The organism is Erysipelatoclostridium sp. MSK.7.34 (assembly GCF_019041935.1).
GTDB classification, from domain to species: domain Bacteria; phylum Bacillota_I; class Bacilli_A; order Erysipelotrichales; family Coprobacillaceae; genus Thomasclavelia; species Thomasclavelia ramosa.
Map to the genome: position 1 here is coordinate 46,201 of NZ_JAHPYJ010000008.1, position 17,749 is coordinate 63,949.

12 protein-coding genes are annotated in these 17,749 nt (G+C 29.7%); 8 read left to right on the forward strand and 4 right to left on the reverse strand.

Features of this window, described 5'->3' with window-relative positions:
* The first annotated feature begins 110 nt into the window (after positions 1-110).
* Both KTF99_RS07380 and KTF99_RS07385 read left to right on the forward strand, forming a co-directional pair.
* Positions 111-1,181 (forward strand): competence/damage-inducible protein A, encoded by a 1,071-nt coding sequence (locus KTF99_RS07380; protein WP_003537650.1) that lies wholly within the window; start codon positions 111-113, stop codon positions 1,179-1,181.
* 9 nt (positions 1,182-1,190) lie between these two features.
* Positions 1,191-1,442, forward strand: coding sequence for a hypothetical protein (locus tag KTF99_RS07385; protein WP_003537653.1), 252 nt, complete (start codon positions 1,191-1,193; stop codon positions 1,440-1,442).
* A 34-nt stretch (positions 1,443-1,476) separates the two neighbouring features.
* Here the strand turns inward: KTF99_RS07385 and KTF99_RS07390 are convergent, their stop codons facing one another.
* Positions 1,477-2,364, reverse strand: a complete 888-nt coding sequence (locus tag KTF99_RS07390) for a LysR family transcriptional regulator (RefSeq protein WP_003537655.1) — start codon at positions 2,362-2,364, stop codon at positions 1,477-1,479.
* Between the two features lie 170 nt (positions 2,365-2,534).
* On the opposite strand from KTF99_RS07390, the gene KTF99_RS07395 reads away from it, so the two are divergent.
* The 3 genes from KTF99_RS07395 to KTF99_RS07405 all read left to right on the forward strand — a co-directional run bounded on the left by KTF99_RS07395 (position 2,535) and on the right by KTF99_RS07405 (position 9,088).
* Entirely contained in the window at positions 2,535-3,806 is a 1,272-nt protein-coding gene (locus KTF99_RS07395; RefSeq protein ID WP_008791661.1) for an adenylosuccinate synthase, read from the forward strand.
* A gap of 11 nt (positions 3,807-3,817) precedes the next feature.
* Positions 3,818-5,365, forward strand: a complete 1,548-nt coding sequence (guaA, locus tag KTF99_RS07400) for a glutamine-hydrolyzing GMP synthase (protein ID WP_008791662.1) — start codon at positions 3,818-3,820, stop codon at positions 5,363-5,365.
* Between the two features lie 594 nt (positions 5,366-5,959).
* Positions 5,960-9,088 carry an AAA domain-containing protein gene (locus KTF99_RS07405; protein WP_029480105.1) on the forward strand — a complete coding sequence of 1,043 codons (3,129 nt, stop codon included), beginning with the start codon at positions 5,960-5,962 and terminating at the stop codon, positions 9,086-9,088.
* A gap of 614 nt (positions 9,089-9,702) precedes the next feature.
* On the opposite strand, the gene KTF99_RS07410 is transcribed toward KTF99_RS07405, so the two are convergent.
* Both KTF99_RS07410 and KTF99_RS07415 read right to left on the reverse strand, forming a co-directional pair.
* Complete coding sequence (locus KTF99_RS07410; protein ID WP_029480103.1) at positions 9,703-10,794, reverse strand: hypothetical protein; 1,092 nt, start codon at positions 10,792-10,794, stop codon at positions 9,703-9,705.
* A gap of 90 nt (positions 10,795-10,884) precedes the next feature.
* Positions 10,885-12,117: an ATP-binding protein gene (locus KTF99_RS07415; protein ID WP_029480101.1), complete on the reverse strand. Its 1,233-nt coding sequence runs from the start codon at positions 12,115-12,117 to the stop codon at positions 10,885-10,887.
* 1,555 nt (positions 12,118-13,672) lie between these two features.
* Between KTF99_RS07415 and pnuC the strand changes: the two genes are divergently transcribed.
* The 3 genes from pnuC (at position 13,673) to KTF99_RS07430 (ending at position 16,297) form a co-directional block, all read left to right on the forward strand.
* Positions 13,673-14,899, forward strand: coding sequence for a nicotinamide riboside transporter PnuC (gene pnuC, locus KTF99_RS07420; RefSeq protein WP_029480099.1), 1,227 nt, complete (start codon positions 13,673-13,675; stop codon positions 14,897-14,899).
* A 74-nt stretch (positions 14,900-14,973) separates the two neighbouring features.
* Positions 14,974-15,531, forward strand: coding sequence for an elongation factor P (gene efp, locus KTF99_RS07425; protein ID WP_008791678.1), 558 nt, complete (start codon positions 14,974-14,976; stop codon positions 15,529-15,531).
* Between the two features lie 19 nt (positions 15,532-15,550).
* A complete protein-coding gene (locus tag KTF99_RS07430; protein ID WP_029480097.1) occupies positions 15,551-16,297 on the forward strand; it encodes an SDR family NAD(P)-dependent oxidoreductase in 747 nt (248 codons plus the stop codon).
* Here the strand turns inward: KTF99_RS07430 and KTF99_RS07435 are convergent.
* On the reverse strand, positions 16,294-17,553 hold the full coding sequence (locus KTF99_RS07435; RefSeq protein ID WP_009010078.1) for a methionine gamma-lyase family protein: 1,260 nt from the start codon (positions 17,551-17,553) through the stop codon (positions 16,294-16,296). The genes KTF99_RS07430 and KTF99_RS07435 overlap by 4 nt on opposite strands.
* Positions 17,554-17,749 lie beyond the last annotated feature (196 nt).

Here is a 17,749-nt window from a genome sequence, read left to right on the forward strand (position 1 = left end):
GTCTTAGGTGCTAGAAGGAAAATATGCAAGAAATAATTTTAATGATTAAAAGACTAGCAAAATGATTAAAATTAACTATAATATAGTTAATCATTAAGGAGGATAATTTCATGAATGTTGAAATAATTAATGTTGGGACAGAATTGTTATTAGGAGAAATTGTTAATACTAATGCAACTTATATTCAAAAAATGTGTAAAGACTTGGGGTTTAATGTTTACTATCAAACGACAGTTGGTGATAATCATGATCGTTTTAAAGAATGTCTAGATGTAGCTTTTAAACGTGGTGCTAATTGTGTAATTACGACTGGGGGATTAGGACCTACCCAAGATGATTTAACAAAAGAATTATCGGCAGAATATTTGGGTTTAGAATTATTATATAATGAAGAAGAAGCTAAAAAGGTAGAAGAAAAATGTCGATTTGTAACGGGATGGGGTGATATTCCGGAAAATAATTTTAAACAAGCTTTTTTTCCTAAAGATTGTTATATTTTAGAAAATGAAGTAGGGACAGCAAATGGCTGTGTAATGTCGAAAGATGAAAAGATGATTGTTAATTTGCCTGGTCCGCCTAAAGAAATGACTTATGTTGTTGATCATGTTTTAAAAGATTATTTAAGTCAATTTAAGCAGGATATTATTTACACATATGATTTTCTAACCATGGGAATAGGGGAAAGTCGGGTTGATGAGGTCTTAGCAGATTTAATTGATCACCAAGAAGAAGTTAGTATTGCTCTTTATGCTTCAGAAGAAACAGTGCGGGTTCGATTAGGTTGTAAAGCAAGCGATAAAGAAACTGCTGATAAAAAAATTGCTCCAATTAAGACAGAAATTGAAAAGATTTTAAAAGATTATATTATCAAAGAGAAGAATTTAAAAGAGGCCTTAGCAAATATAATGCCATCTTATTGGACAATTTATGAATGTGATAATTTTACGCTTAGAGATGATTTTAATCTTGGTCACAACCATACTGAAGATACAATGAATTTATTAATCGATTGCCGTGAACATCCTTTAGGATCAATTATTAAAGTAACGATTGATTATCAAGGACGAAAAGATGTTTTCGAAATACCTTTATTAAAAGATCCAACTTTATCATATAATAAGTTAGAATCAAAAATTATTGAGCGAGTTTATAAATTTTTAACTCAACCAGGTTATAATTAGGAGAATAAGATGCTAGAATTTAGATATGATACTCAACTATTGATTGAAGGTAAAAATCTCGATGAAGATGTTATCAATGATTACATTACTGAACATTTTAAAGGAGATTGTTTGTTAGCGGTTGGTGATGATGAGTTGATCAAGATTCATTTCCATACTAACGAACCGTGGCAAGTGTTGGAATATTGTGCATCACTTGGTGAAATCTATGATATCGTTGTTGAGGATATGGAACGTCAGTCAAGAGGGTTAAAAGGATAAATAAAAAACGTCACTAAATTAATCAGTGACGTTTTTAGATATGTAAAGTTGGATCATTAGCAATTAGTTCAATAAATTTGTTTGTAGCAACAGATTGAGTTCGTCGTTTTGGATAAGCATAACCGATACTGCGTTTAGGCAATGGTTGTGATGTTTTTATTTCATGAAGAATCCCTTGATCAAGTAATTCTTGGGAGAATTCTTTAATGACACAAGAAATTCCTAGTCCTGCTCTGGCAAAGTCCAACAATAAATTATGAGCTCCAAGTTCAATTGTTGGCTTTAATAATAGTCCCTTATTAGCAAAGTAATTATCGATACGATTACGGGTATTTGATGACTTTTCTAAAAGAATTAGGGGCTGATCAGCTAATTGATTGAAGGTGTAAATATGATTATCAGGCTTTTTAGAAACAAAAATATCATGAACTTGGAAGCATTCTTTAATTACTAAAGAATCATCTTTGATGGGAAGATTTAAAAAACCGAGATCTATTTGATCAGATTTCAACAATTCACGGGTTTCTAGACTGGTTCGGTTGATTACTTTGATTTTAACCCCAGGATATAGTTGTTTGAATTTAACGATATAATTAGTTAAAAAATACTCACTAAAAGTATCACCGGCTCCAATAATTAATTGACCATCTTTTAATTCATGATAATTTGATAACTGGTTTTCTACTCCGGTAATCAATGCTAAAGCTTTGTCAATTTGCTGATGTAATAATTTACCCTCTTTAGTTAAACTAACACCTTTAGAATTGCGAATAAATAATTGAGTCTGTAGTTCTTTTTCAATACTGCTGATTGTTTGGGAAACTGCAGATTGAGAAATAAAAAGATTTCTAGCTGCGATTGAAAAAGATAGGGTCGTAGCAGCTTCATTGAATATTTTGTATTGTTCTAGTTTGATATACATATAAGTTCTCCTTATATCATAATTATAATATATTAATTTTACTAATAGCTAAGACTATAATATAATTATTCTGTAAACTAGTCAAACTATTATATTAATGTATATTTATTGATGCATTTTGTTAGTTTATTGTATATAATGTAATAGTAAATAAGAAAGGTGTGAATTTAATGGCTGGAGTTGTTGTAGTAGGAAGTCAATGGGGCGATGAGGGTAAAGGTAAAATTACTGATTACCTGGCTCAAAAAGCAGATATCGTTGCTAGATATCAAGGTGGTAATAATGCCGGGCATACAATTGAATTTAATGGTCAAAAGTTTGCTTTACGTTTGATTCCTTCAGGAATTTTTAGTGGTAATGATGTTATTTTAGGTAACGGAATGGTAATTAATCCTAAAGCTTTACTTGAAGAAATGAAATATTTAAATGATGCTAATATTAGCACTGATAAGATCATGATTAGTGATCGGGCTCATGTTATCTTACCTTATCATTTAGAAATCGATGAAATTCAAGAAACTAGGCGTGGAGCTAATAATATCGGAACGACTAAAAAAGGAATTGGACCTACATATGTCGACAAATATGAACGGGTGGGAATCCGTATGGGTGAATTCATTGATGAGGAATTATTTAAAGAAAGATTAGAAGAAGCTTTGGCTTCTAAAAAAGCGCAATATCCTGAACTTACATGTAGTGCCGAGGAAATCTTTGAAGAATATAAAGAATATGCTAAAATCATTGCACCAATGGTTTGTGATACTGGTGTTGTTTTAGATGAATGTTTTCAAACTGGTAAAAATGTATTATTTGAAGGGGCTCAAGGGACAATGTTAGATATTGACTATGGTACATACCCATTTGTTACTAGTTCACATCCCGGTGCTAATGGAGTAGCTGAAGGCTCTGGAATTGGCCCATTATATATTAATGAAGCAGTGGGAATTGTTAAGGCTTATACAACAAGAGTAGGTAGTGGGGCTTTCCCAACAGAAATTGAAGGTGAATTGGCTGATCAAATCCGTGAACGTGGCCATGAATATGGTACAGTAACAAAAAGAGCAAGAAGAATTGGATGGTTTGATGCTGTTGTTGTTAATCAATCAAGAAGAATGTCTTCATTGACGGGAATTAGTTTAATGTTATTAGATGTATTATCAGGGTTAAAGACATTAAAAATCTGTACAGCTTATGAATTAGATGGTAAAATCATCAAAGCATTACCTTCAACGATTAAACAGTTGAATAGGGTTAAACCTGTTTATGAAGAAATGCCAGGATGGGATGAAGATATTACTAAGGTTACTTCTTTTGAGGAATTACCTGAAAATTGTCAAAAGTATTTAAGAAGAATTGAAGAATTGATTAATTGTCCAATTGTAATTTTCTCTGTTGGTCCTGATAGAGAGCAAACAATTGTGTTAAGAGAAATTTTTAAATAGGAGGATAGCTAGTGAAAAATGAATTAGTAATTGTAATTGATTTTGGTGGTCAGTATAACCAATTAGTAGCACGTCGAGTACGTGAGTGTAATGTTTACTGTGAGATTTATTCTTATAAAGTAGATATTGAAAAGATTAAAGAGATGAATCCGAAAGGGATTATATTAACGGGTGGCCCTAATAGTTGTTATTTAGAAGATTCACCTACTTATCAAAAAGAATTATTTGAATTAGGGATACCGGTATTAGGTTTATGCTACGGGGCTCAGTTAATGCAGCATGTGTTAGGTGGTAAAGTAGAAAAAGCTGATGTTAGAGAATATGGTAAATCTCATTTAATTGTTAGTAAACAAGAATCTAAATTAATGAAAGATGTGGCGGTAGAGTCGATTTGCTGGATGAGTCATTTTGATTATATCTCAAAAATTGCTCCAGGCTTTGAAATTACATCATACACTAAAGACTGTCCAGTTGCTTCATGTGAAGATGAAAGTAAAAAATTGTATGCAATTCAATTTCATCCCGAAGTTTTACATACTGAATATGGAACAAAAATGTTATCTAACTTTGTTTTAGATGTATGTAATTGTAGTGGTGATTGGCGTATGGATTCATTTGTTGAAGAACAAATTAAAGCGATTAGAGAAAAAGTTGGTAATGGTAAAGTGTTATGCGCTTTGTCTGGTGGAGTTGATTCATCAGTGGCAGCGGTATTATTATCTAAAGCAATAGGAAACCAATTAACTTGTGTTTTTGTTGATCATGGATTACTTCGTAAAAATGAAGGTGATGAAGTAGAAGCGGTATTTGGACCTGATGGTCAATATGACTTAAACTTTATTCGAGTTAATGCTCAAGAAAGATATTATGAAAAGTTAAAGGGTGTTGAGGAACCTGAGGCTAAACGTAAAATTATCGGTGAAGAATTTATTCGTGTTTTTGAAGAAGAAGCTAAAAAGATTGGGACTGTTGATTTCTTAGTTCAGGGAACTATTTATCCTGATGTTGTTGAAAGTGGATTAGGTGGTGAATCAGCAGTAATCAAATCTCATCATAATGTTGGGGGCTTACCTGATGCAGTGGATTTCAAAGAAATCATTGAACCATTACGTGATCTTTTCAAAGATGAAGTTCGTAAAGTAGGTCTTGAATTAGGAATCCCTGAATACTTAGTATTTAGACAACCGTTCCCAGGGCCTGGACTTGGTATTCGGATCATTGGTGAAGTAACAGCAGAAAAAGTTAGAATCGTTCAAGATGCTGATGCAATTTACAGAGAAGAGATTGCAAAAGCAGGATTAGATCGTTCAATCGGTCAATACTTCGCTGCTCTTACAAATATGCGTTCAGTGGGGGTTATGGGTGATGAAAGAACTTATGATCATGCTATCGCGCTTAGAGCTGTTAACACAATTGATTTCATGACAGCAGAAGCTGCTCAAATTCCTTATGAAGTATTAAATAAGGTTATGTCTAGAATTATTAATGAAGTTCGTGGGGTAAATAGAGTAATGTATGATATTACTTCAAAACCACCAGGAACGATTGAATTTGAATAACATTGATAGGTTTGTAGGTATCCTTAATTGGATGCCTTTTTAATTTGATTAATAAATGTTAAAATAGAAATTTATTAAAGTTAACTTATTAATAAGAAAAGTAAGAGAAGAACAATTTAAATACTATATAAGCTGATAGGATACTAATTATTACTAGTTTGTAGTTTTATTGGATACTCGACTCGTCTGTTTCATCATCAATTTGTTAGATTAGCAATTACAACTTTATTATATGTAAAAGAAATAGAGAATATTTTCAACAGTTACAAAAGGAAATGGAAGAAAAATATACGAATTTAAGGGTAAAATAAATTGATTAGGGAATGCTGATATCAATATAAAATCATATATATTTACTCAGCCTTTCAAAATAGGGAAATCAGATAATTTGTTTAAGTAATATAAGTTTTAATGTTAGTTGTTAGATGGATAAATTATTATCTCCATAAAAATGATGAATGTTCTAAAAATATCCACGATTAAAACTAGTACCTTTTTGTACTACAGTTGTGTTAGAAATACAAATGGGAAAACAATTTATAGTGTGGTATAATTTATAATGTGAAAAACTATTAAAGGAGATTAATAGCCAAGATGAGTAAAAAGAGTGATGTATTGGAATCCTGGATTATGGTAGAGCATTTATCTGAAGGAGATATAAACCTAAATGATAAATCGATTATAACCTTGAGTAATCTTGGAGATGAAAACTATTATGATTTGTTTATAAGAGAAATACAGAAGAAAAAAATGAAGAAATATCAGCAAGGCGGTATAGTTGTATTTTTTGATATATTTTCATTTAAAGAAATCATCGATTTTTTAAGGAAAGAATATAATTTATTGGAAACAGAAGAGGATATAAAGGTTGGAAATAAATTTTCGTTTGCCTTATATTTTGATAAGGAACTCAAAATTCATTCAGAAATGACTTTTTTAACAGAAAGTTTTTATATCAGAAAATATAGAAAAATACCACGAGAATCAGAATTTTTATCGTTTGAACAAGAATATAGAAAGATATTTGATGAGATATTTGAATGTCCTGATGAAGTGGATTATGTGGATCATTTCAACAATGCAATAAAATTTATTATTAAAAATAATGGTATCGATATCATTAATTGTAGGATGAAAGCAATAGAAAATTTAGAAACTGATGCTACTAACCTTCATTCATTCTTTGTGGGAGATTTAGAAAAGGCAAAGACCATAGAGTCTAGTATTCTTGATGACTATATTTTGAAAAGAAGAAAAGAACGTGTCAATTTAGACAGTAGAGTCAAATCAAGTGAATTTGATTCTGAAGTATTTAGTAAAATACTACAGCCTGAAAATTATCCGACTGCTAGATTCCCAAGTAACCCAGAATATTCCCTAACATTTATGCAACAGGTGGCTGTCAATTTAGCTATTGGATATGATAATGAACGGATTCGAAGTGTAAATGGACCTCCTGGAACTGGTAAAACTACTTTATTGAAGGACATCTTTGCTGAATTTGTTGTAGAGCAATCATATGATATAGCTAGATTATCTACGAAGTATGTAAAAGGTTCAGAAGAGACTAAGTATTGGAATAATGCATCTATCGGTATTATGCCAAAGAAAATAGCTGAAAAAGGAATTGTGGTTGCAAGCTCAAATAATGGAGCAGTACAAAATATTGTTAATGAATTACCACTTTTAACAGGAATAGACAAAGAGTTTTCAAGAGCACTTATCGAAGTTGACTATTTTAAAATTATTGCAAATTCAAATGTTTCATCAAAATGGGTTGAAGATGAAAACGGTACTAAGCATGAGGAATTAGTAAGTGAAGAAAATAAAGAAAATAATAAATTCTGGGGACTATTTTCACTTGAAGGTGGAAGAAAAGAGAACATGGATTACATTGTAAAAGTATTAAAACATGTTGTATCTTATTTGGAAAAAGAGTATGAACCGGATGAAGAGATTTATCAAAAGTTTATGAATCAATATAAGGATGTATGTCTGTATAGAGAAGAACGACAAAAGATATCAGAAACAATAAACAAACTAAATAAGTTACTGGTTGAAATTGGTACACAACACGACTTATATGTTAGAGAATCAGCTAATAGAAAGAAGGAAATTGAAGAAGAAAAAGCTAGTACATTAAAAATCACGATAGATATTCAAGATAAAATAGAAACTTTAAAAGATTCATTGCAAGAACTTTCCAATCTGCAGTTTAAGCAATATGAAGAGCGGGAGTGTATTAATCAGTGTATTGATGCCTTAAAATTGCAAAAACCGGGTATTTTTTCTTCGCTAAAGCGTAAAAGAGAATATAAAGAGAAATGTAAGTTATACTCTAATCAACTTCAAAAAATAATTTTGGGTGAACATTCGTATAAAGCACAAATAATGGAACATGAAAATAAAATCAAGTCTTTACTAGATACAAAAAGTAAGAAAGAAACAGAACTTAAATGCAAGATAGAATTGTTTGATAAATTGACTCAAAAAGCAAAAGACGATATAACATATATGGAAAAACAAGCAGAAGAACTCAAAAAGAGTATTGATGAGAAGAATATTAATAAACTCGATTTTACGATTGATTATGAAACTTTGCAATTAAGCAATCCTTGGTTTGACACTGAATATCGAAACCTTCAGTCAGAGTTATTTATATCTGCTTTGAAGGTAAGAAAACAATTTTTATATGATAATGTTAAAAATATAAAAGCAGCATATATAATATGGAATAAGCAAAGAGATTATTTATGTCATAAAATGGTGATTTCAGAGGCTTGGAATTGGATCAATATGGTTATTCCAGTTATTAGTTCTACATTTGCTAGTTTTTCAAGAATGTGTTTTCATATGGGCGAAAAAACAATAGGTCACTTGTTTATTGATGAAGCCGGGCAAGCCCTTCCACAAGCAGGTGTGGGTGCAATTTTTAGAAGTAGAAATGTTATGGTGGTAGGAGATCCTTCTCAAATAGAACCAGTACTCACTTTGGATTCTAGTTTGCTTGATATGTTGGGAGAGTATTATGGGGTATCTAAGTTTTTTTTATCAAGTAATGCTTCTGTTCAAACATTAGTAGATGAAATTAGTAAGTATGGATTTTATAAAGATAATACTAGAGAAGAATGGATAGGAATACCATTATGGGTACATAGACGATGTAAATATCCTATGTTTGATATTGCAAACAAAATTTCTTATGGCGGAAATATGGTCCAAGCAGAAAAGAAAAATGGAAAATCTGAATGGTTTGATATTTGTGGTAGTGCAGTTGATAAATATGTTGAAGAACAAGGAAAATTTTTAAGAGAGAAGATTCAAAAAATGATTTTTCAAAATGCAGATATTATTGATAAAGAAAAAAAAGACATAATTTATGTTATTACACCATTTAAAAATGTTGCATATCATTTATCACAGGAACTTAGAAAGATAGGATTTACACGTTATGATGAAAAAGGAAAACCTACAAATGTGGGTACTGTACATACTTTCCAAGGAAAAGAGGCACCTATCGTCTTTTTAGTATTAGGAGCAGATGAAACAAGTAAAGGTGCAGCTAATTGGGCAATGGGGACTGAAAATCCAAATATTATGAATGTTGCTGCAACACGTGCAAAAGAGGAATTCTATATTATTGGTAATAAGAAATTATATTTAGGATTAAAAAGTGATGTTATTAATGATACAAATGAGGTCATTAATAAGTTTAATAAATAGTACAATAGGGCTTCTAGAGTTTAGCCAATAAGATTTAACTAGAATGCATTATATGGTAATTGTAGGCTTAGGAGATTAAAGGCAAAAGAACAAAGGATAGAAATGTATCATTACTATAATTTAATTGATTTATCTAAATTATGAGAGGGAAAAATATGTTTTAAATATATCTAATAATATTACTTTGATAAATTCCAATTTGTGGAGATAATATTTATTACTATTGACCTTAAAATAACCTTATTTTATTAAAAACAATATGAATACAGAGAAAATGGTGTAATACATGAAATAAGTAATAAATACTAATTTAAGTAGATTAGTAAAATAATATCAATTCATGGAATTCAAATAAAGAATAGTAGTAAATGGCTTATTGGTGTTCTAGAAATAGAGCACTTTTTTATAGTTCAAAGTAGTTAACTTAATAAAAAGGATAACTTACTCATTGCATTGCAATAATAGTTCATATTATGTGAAAAAAATCACGTTTTCAAAAGCTTTTTACTCAAAGTTGATTTTTATTTTAAAAGTTTTACATTTTCAAACATTCACATTAAAAAGACTTGATTTTATAGTTTGATTTTTGTTAAAAAAGTAGTAGTTTAAGCTACTTACTTTAATTTGGAAATATCGAGTAAAAGAAAATTTGGAATTGCTTTAGCTTTTGCATAACTATACTTTTCAGCCAACAATTTCATGGGCTTGACATTATCCGTATCATTTGTCCCAATAACTGCATTTGACGATAATTTTGCAACATCATTTAATTCTTTATTATCTAAAATATCATGAGGTAAATAAGGACTTAAGAAGAAATTTTCAGAGTATGCGATAATTAGGAAGTTTATGATTTCTAGCTTTTCTTCTTCATTCATTTTTCTGAATTCCTTATAAAATTTTCTATATCTACTTGCATCTTTATTGTGAACAAACATTATGATTGCAGTAGATGATTCTAATGGAAAAACGCATATATGCAAGTCCTTAGTATGATAATTAGGTTCAAAATTGTAAATATTATTAATGATTTCATTATCAAAACTATTAATTAAAGCAATTTTGTCTTGAAAAGCGATTGGCACAGTATAGTCAAGTTTTTTATAATATATTAAAAAATAATCACTCCAATCTTTTTCCAAATTTCTCTTTGCTTTTTTATACCCATCATAATATTCCTCATAATCTAAATATTCAGCTTCCATTAATTGCATTATATAATCAACATTTAGACCAGTTTTTTTAAACATTTCCATTTCAACAAATTTTTTATTAATTGCTAAAAGATAACTTTTTAGTGCGATTTGAGATAGCATCTTTTGACTCGGACTTTGAGAAGTATCATAATTTTCAGGATTTTCATAGTCTGCAAAAATAGTATTATCACAATTTTTACAAATAATTTGAAAAGTGCCTGTTTTTTGTAAACCACTTTGCTTATCTTGAAAAGGTATTTCTATGAAATTATTTAGATTAACTAAATTTCCATTTTTAGCAATATTTCTTAATGTAAATGCAGGAACGGAATGGGAGTTGCAAAAGCTACTTACTTCTTTTTTGCAATGAAAACATTTATTTCTTTTAGCAGCACTCCTGCTTTCTTTCATAAATTTACTAATCTTTTTGCGATTTTCAACTGTTACCTTTTTTTCATCTATCGAAGAAAACTCAAACAAACTTCTCATTTCATCTTCTATATCATTCATTTTAGTACCTCCATTAAATAAATACCATTTCAAATAAATTATAAACTCATTACTTTTTAGTTTGTAAGTGGTTACATCTAATAATTTATATTACCTGTATCTCCAATTCTCAAGCCACTGAACCATTGTTTTTCCAAGTTTATAGACAATAACTGTATTAACATTTTTTGCATAGTCTGGGAACATTTCATCTATATTTTGATTTACTACATCTTCTTTAAACTCATTAATATGTGTTTTAGTATAGCCTATAAAGTCAACGTGCTCTTGTTTAGATTTAAATACGGGAATAACCGCTAGAGCTTTATCGTAACTTAGGTCCTTATCTTGATAACATTGTTTATCAAAAAAAAGATTAAAAGCAAGATATTCAATACTGTCTTGTATATAGGCATAATATTTAATAGAATCACCAATGTCATTAAGAGATATACCAAATTCATTATCCCAATATGTATTAGGCTCTATTTGATAATAAGATTGTCTTGTGGATTGAACACCATAAAGAGAAATATCTAAAACTCTACCATTTAAAAAAATATCCCACTTCGCTCTTCTGCCTATTTCTCCCTCGCCAATATTCCAATTAAACACATTAGCAAATAAATATGGAAAATCCATCACCCATATTTGTGTTTCTGATTTATCTTTTCCTATATTTACTTCCAAGTTATAATTATGATCTTGTTTAATTACAATATCTCCATATTCGCTGTTATGAAAAGTCTCATATTCATCAGTTGAATACCAATGATTTTTGTTTTTTAAACGTTTAGTTACTTTATCACTATCTGTGCCTACCAATCCGAATCGTTTTTTCCACAAAAACTCAGTTGCTTGTTTTGTTGCACATTCTGCTGAACTTGTATTTCTATCCTCAACTCTACTATAAATAACTCCTGCATGGACTATGGTTTTATCCTTTCCGGGAGTGTTTTTTACATAGTCTTTCAGTAAATAATAGGGTGTAACATTACTATTATGAATAATTAAAACATCAATTTCTTTTCCGTAGATTTGTATGTTTTTTACTTCTATATCAGGAATTTCTTCACCAGACCAGATTTGAGAGTTAAGAAAACCAATGATATTTTCTTGGTTTTTACGATTAATATCATCTATAACACCAGTAATCTTGAATGTCTTATCTTCAATACCAAAAATTATATATCCATCCTGCATATCAACAGTTGTGTTGTTCGCCATGCAAATAATATCTTTAAGTAAATCTGAATTATTATTATGCCAATTTTGTTTAAAATCCCAATAACTGCCTTCTGAATGTTTTTTGATAAATGATTCCACTATATATTGTAATTCCATCTCTTTCTCCTAGCCTATTTTATATGTATTATTGCAATTTGTATAAATTTATTATAGCAGTTTTGACATTGAAGCAGAAGAATTAATATATTATTTTATATTCTTTGCTTTTTTTAATCTTGTTACATGTAAGGAAATCATATAATTTAATATTCGCTGTTGATTATATAAATATGTGGGATAATATATCTATTGATTTATATAATTATTACTTATATAGAAACCAGAAATTGCTATGCAAGAAGATTGAATTTCTAAAATTTTTAGATCTTATTCATGGAGTAACGATGCACTTGTTGTATTAATCCTATTTTGTAGTTTTGTTTTTACACATAAAAATCACATAATATTCTGATACTAATTTGATATCGCTAACTTGTATAATCAGTAGAGTTAGTATAAAGTAAAGTTGAAAAAAGATATGTATATTATACGAATCAAACAAATGTGTTTAGTATAATTAATCTAATGAAGAGTTTGAGTAGTACGAAAGCGTATCATTTATTTTATATGGCAGGTAGTCTATATGATTGCCTGTTATAAATTATTTATTTTGTAATGTTTTATTTATATCTATACCGTTAGTTGGATTTTGTAAATCATCTCAACAAACAAAACAAATAGTTCCTATAATTATTACTAATGTTAGCCCAATAACCATGTTTAACCATGGATGACGCTTAGAAAAAGCATCTTTAACGTTTACCACTTTTTTATCCTTGTATTTTCCAGCCACCCAACATACAAATATGCTTATCAATGAACCCGCAAAAAACATATTAGTATATAATAATAAATGTGTCTTTTTATACTCATTATTGTTTAAACAAAAAATCAAGATTATAAGTAGGTGTCATAAATTGTATAATGAGATTTACAAATTAAAATTTATGAGATAATATTCATTATTATTGACCTTAAAATGACCTTGTTTTATTGAAAACAACAAAAATATTATGAAAATTGTGTAATAGATAAAATAAGTGATAAATATTAATCTAAGTAGATTAGTAAAAAGATATGAATTCATGGAGTTTGAATAGTAAATAGAATGTAAAAAAGCCTTTAGATGATATGATGCCCCAGTAAACATTGTAAATAATTAAACACTGACTATAGGAGGTTTTTACTTACTATAGGTAGAAAATTACAATATTCAAAAGAAATAAAAATATGTACTGTAAAACGTTATTTGTCAGATTTTTATTTGAATAACATAGATGATTCCAAAAGCTATTTTGAAAATTGAAAAAATGAAGATATTTACTTGACAGGATGGTTGCGAAGATATTTTTCAAAAGTCAGAAGTAAATTTGAAATTGGTGAATTAGATAATAGTTTAAGAAGAAAAGAATTTTTTATAAAAGAAAATTTTCAAGAATAAATAGATGTAAATTATAAAAGTCAAGTTCTTTGGTTACAAAGAATATTGACTTTTTTAATACACTATATTATTTTGTGCTTACTATTTATAAAAAAGTATTTCATATTTATAAAAATATATTATAATGTAAAAGCATTAAAAATGTAAATATATAGGGGAAGAAGGTTTGATATGATTAAATTTTTTAAAGTAAACATAGAACCTAAAAAAAGGTTGAGAATGATAGAAGTAATATTTTCAATAGGATTATGTATTGCTTCAATTATATCAATTGGATATGGCTTGTTTGATATTAATGCTAATATTGAAGATATACAGTTTAAACAAAGTATCCAGATGACAAGAGATACTGACTTAGAAGACTACAGTGAAGATAACACGATTTGTGATGTTACCTATATAAATGGTGACAAGCAGCTAATTGTATCTTATTCATATGAAGACTATGTTAAATTAGATGATAAGACAATTACAGCATATGAATACGAAACAAAAAATGGGACAAAATTATATTTTGATCACCAAAATATAAACGATCAAGAAGTACAGTATGCCTACAAACAAGTAAGAGCTAATGAATTAGCCTCATTATTTAACTTTGGGATTGCTTCTTTAATCTTGATGTTATCCATTTTAATTATGATGTTATTTGCGAAACAATTTACAACCTATGAAAAATCATGGTTTATTTCGATCATGGTTCTAGCAACGATTTTTTCCGTAGTTTTCCCAGAAGAAAGTGCTAATGGGGTAAATGGAATTATCATTATGTTACTTTATTTATTGGATACATTCTTAAATATTCTTTGTGAATTATTGATTTCTAAACAATCACGATATAATTTTCTTGTGTCGATATTAGTTGAAATTGTTGAAATTGCTATATGTGTAGTATTAATGTATCGATTTGCTACAATGGCAACAACATTATTTTTCTGGCTGCCAATTGATATTATTAGTTACATAAATTGGTCAAAACATAAAGATGATGAAGAAAATGAATTAACAGTAGTAAGAAAACTAAGAGGATACCAGGAAGTTTTAGTTATCATCGGAATCATTGTTTGGACGTTTGTAATTGGATATCTTATTAGTGGTTTAAATATTGCCACGGATTTCTACAACAATGAATTATTAGAAACATTCATTATCTATATTGATGCTTGTGCCTCAGCAGTAGGGATTGCAAATGGTTTATTTATTTTCTTTAGGTTGCAAGAGCAGTGGATTGCATGGTATATTTGTGCATTTCTTGAAGCCGTTATAAATATTATTTCGGGACAATATGTTTTATTAGTTCTAAAACTAGGCTATTTTACTAATACAACATATGGTTATATCAAGTGGAGCAGATATATTAAGGAACATACAACAGAGAAACAAGCACAAATATCATAATGTGTCTTGAGGAATGATGTTAAAATTGATAGAATAAAGTATATATTAATATGAGCAAGATTAGGAGTGAAAATATGGCTATATTAGCAGGTGATTTTAAAACAGGATTAACTTTGATTGTTGATGGTGATCCTTGTCAAGTTATGGATTTTCAACATGTAAAACCAGGTAAAGGAGCAGCCATCTTAAAAACAAAGATGAGAAACTTAAAAACTGGAGCGATTCAAGAAAGAAACTTTAATGCTTCGACTAAGTTTGAAGCAGCAAATATTTCAAGAAAAGATGCGCAATATTCATATGAAGCAGATGCTACTTTTTATTTTATGGATCTAGAAACATATGAAACATATGAATTGGCAGAGGATCAAGTAGGGGACAATAAATATTATATTATTGAAGGTTCAACTGTTTCATTAATGTTCTTTGACGGGTTATTGTTATCAGTATCTGTTCCTGAAAAAGTAGAATTAACGGTGGTTGAAACGGATCCAGCCATCAAGGGTGCACCATCTAACCAGACAAAAGATGCCGTTACTGATACAGGGTTAACATTACGGGTTCCTCAGTTCATTGATACTGGAGAAAAAATCGTTGTGTTTACAACTGATGGAAAGTATGCTGGAAGAGCTTAATAAGCTCTTTTTTAAAATTATGAATAAAATTGTATTGATTACTGGGGGAGCTAAAGGAATTGGCAAAGCAATTGCTTTAGAATTGGCAAAACAAGGATATGATATTGTAATTAATTATTTAACATCTAAAAAAGAAGCTGAGGCATTAAAAAATATGATTATTGATGATTATGGAGTACGTTGTTTGGCTATTGCAGGAGATGTTTCTAAGGAAGATAAAGTAGATGAAATGGTATCTTTGATTGAGTCAAAACTTGGTGGTGTTGATATTTTGATCAATAATGCAGCCGTAGATTTATCAAATTTATTTCATTTAAAAAATGCTGAAGAATTTAAAAAAACATTAGATGTAAATGTAGTAGGAGCATTTAATTGCAGTAAACGTGTTTATCGCCATATGATCGATCAAGAATATGGGAAAATCATTAATATTGCTTCGACCAATGGCATTAATACCTATTATCCGATGTGTATTGATTATGATGCATCTAAAGCTGCATTGATTTCTATGACACATAATCTTGCCTTTGAATTTGCACCTTTTGTTAATGTAAACTGCATTGCTCCAGGTTTCATTGGTACGGAAAATGAACTGAATGGTTATGATGAGCAATTTTTAAAAGAAGAAGTTGAAAAAATCATGGTCAATCGCTATGGTGATCCTCAAGAAGTAGCTTATTTAGTAAAGTTTTTAGTAAGCAAAGAAGCTGATTTTATTAATAATACCGTAATTCGAATTGATGGTGGACAAAAAGGAAGTTGCTAATTCAACTTCCTTTTCATATTTGATAATGCTAATAAAATAGATAATTTTCCATACTCAAAAGTTAAACCGCCTTGCAGATATAAGGTATATGGTTCAATAACTGGGGCATCAGCACTTAATTCAATCGTACTGCCTTGAGTAAAGCTGCCGGCAGCCATAACTTCATCAAAAGGATACCCTGGCATTGGAGCTGGTAAAACATGGACAAATGAATCAATCGGACTAGTTTGTTGAATGCCTTGAGTAAAGCTTACTAAATTCTCCTTAGATTTAAGTTCTAATGTTTGAATAATGTCAGTCCGTGGTTCATCATAGCGAGGAGATACGTTTGAATATTCTAGTTTTTCCAACATATAAGCTGTAAATATAGCAGTTTTTAATGCGTTTTTTACAGCATTGGGTGCCATAAAAATTCCTTTAAAAAAAGCATTGTTTAAATTGAAATTAGCCCCTAAATCTTTTCCAATTCCTGGAGCTGTTAATCTTTCCGCTACCATATAAACTAAATTTTGATTACCGGCTACATATCCTCCAGTTGGAGCAATCCCGCCACCAAGATTCTTCATTAAAGATCCGACAACAATATCAGCACCAACATGCCCGGGTTCTTTGGTTTCTACCAACTCGCCATAACAATTATCTACCATAATAATTACTTCATCATTTACTTCACGAATCTTTTTAATGATCCGTTCAATCTTTGCTATCGATAATGACTTACGATGCGAATAACCCCTAGATCTTTGAATTTCAACTAATTTAATATTCTTTTCTTTTAAGCGTTCAATAATCATTTGATCATCAAAATCGTCATTAATTAATTCAATTTGTTCATACTTCACTCCGGCAGCTTTTAGCGACTGACTTGAATCTCCGCTTATCCCAATCATTTCCTGAAGCGAATCGTAAGGAGCACCAGACAATGAAATCATTGTATCACCATGTTTCAATAAGGCTGAAAGAGTTATGTATAAGGCATTTGTTCCGCTCATAATTTGAGGCCGTACTAATGCATCCTCACAACCAAGAACCGTTGCAAAAATCTTTTCAATCTTATTTCTTCCCTCATCATAGTTTCCATAACCGTTGATATCACTAAAATCTGAGTAAGAGACTTTGTTTTCAATAAAAGCAGATAAGATTCGATTAGAATTTGTTAGACAAATAGAGTCGATCTTTTCGTAGATATCATGTAAAACTGTATCAGATTCTTTAGCTAAAGTAAGTAGATCCGGATTTATTTGTTCAAGTATCATAAAAAACCTCCTATAAATAATACATTGTTTATTATACACATTTTTTGATTAATTGCATTGGTATAATATCTGTTAACTATAATCTATCTATCATTGAGTGCTCATATTAATGAGCAACAAATGATGACTGATGAATTTTTTCTACCCATTAATATTTATAAATTAGATGATGAGTTGAAAATTTAATCAAATTAAA

What these genes read in the sequence shown, in the direction of transcription:
- KTF99_RS07415 (WP_029480101.1), bottom strand. Translation starts at nt 12,117, where the DNA reads ATGGAATTACAATATATAGTGGAATCATTTATCAAAAAACATTCAGAA.
- efp (WP_008791678.1), top strand. Translation starts at nt 14,974, where the DNA reads ATGGCTATATTAGCAGGTGATTTTAAAACAGGATTAACTTTGATTGTT.
- KTF99_RS07390 (WP_003537655.1), bottom strand. Translation starts at nt 2,364, where the DNA reads ATGTATATCAAACTAGAACAATACAAAATATTCAATGAAGCTGCTACG.
- KTF99_RS07430 (WP_029480097.1), top strand. Translation starts at nt 15,551, where the DNA reads ATGAATAAAATTGTATTGATTACTGGGGGAGCTAAAGGAATTGGCAAA.
- KTF99_RS07385 (WP_003537653.1), top strand. Translation starts at nt 1,191, where the DNA reads ATGCTAGAATTTAGATATGATACTCAACTATTGATTGAAGGTAAAAAT.
- KTF99_RS07410 (WP_029480103.1), bottom strand. Translation starts at nt 10,794, where the DNA reads ATGAATGATATAGAAGATGAAATGAGAAGTTTGTTTGAGTTTTCTTCG.
- KTF99_RS07395 (WP_008791661.1), top strand. Translation starts at nt 2,535, where the DNA reads ATGGCTGGAGTTGTTGTAGTAGGAAGTCAATGGGGCGATGAGGGTAAA.
- pnuC (WP_029480099.1), top strand. Translation starts at nt 13,673, where the DNA reads ATGATTAAATTTTTTAAAGTAAACATAGAACCTAAAAAAAGGTTGAGA.
- KTF99_RS07380 (WP_003537650.1), top strand. Translation starts at nt 111, where the DNA reads ATGAATGTTGAAATAATTAATGTTGGGACAGAATTGTTATTAGGAGAA.
- KTF99_RS07405 (WP_029480105.1), top strand. Translation starts at nt 5,960, where the DNA reads ATGAGTAAAAAGAGTGATGTATTGGAATCCTGGATTATGGTAGAGCAT.
- KTF99_RS07435 (WP_009010078.1), bottom strand. Translation starts at nt 17,553, where the DNA reads ATGATACTTGAACAAATAAATCCGGATCTACTTACTTTAGCTAAAGAA.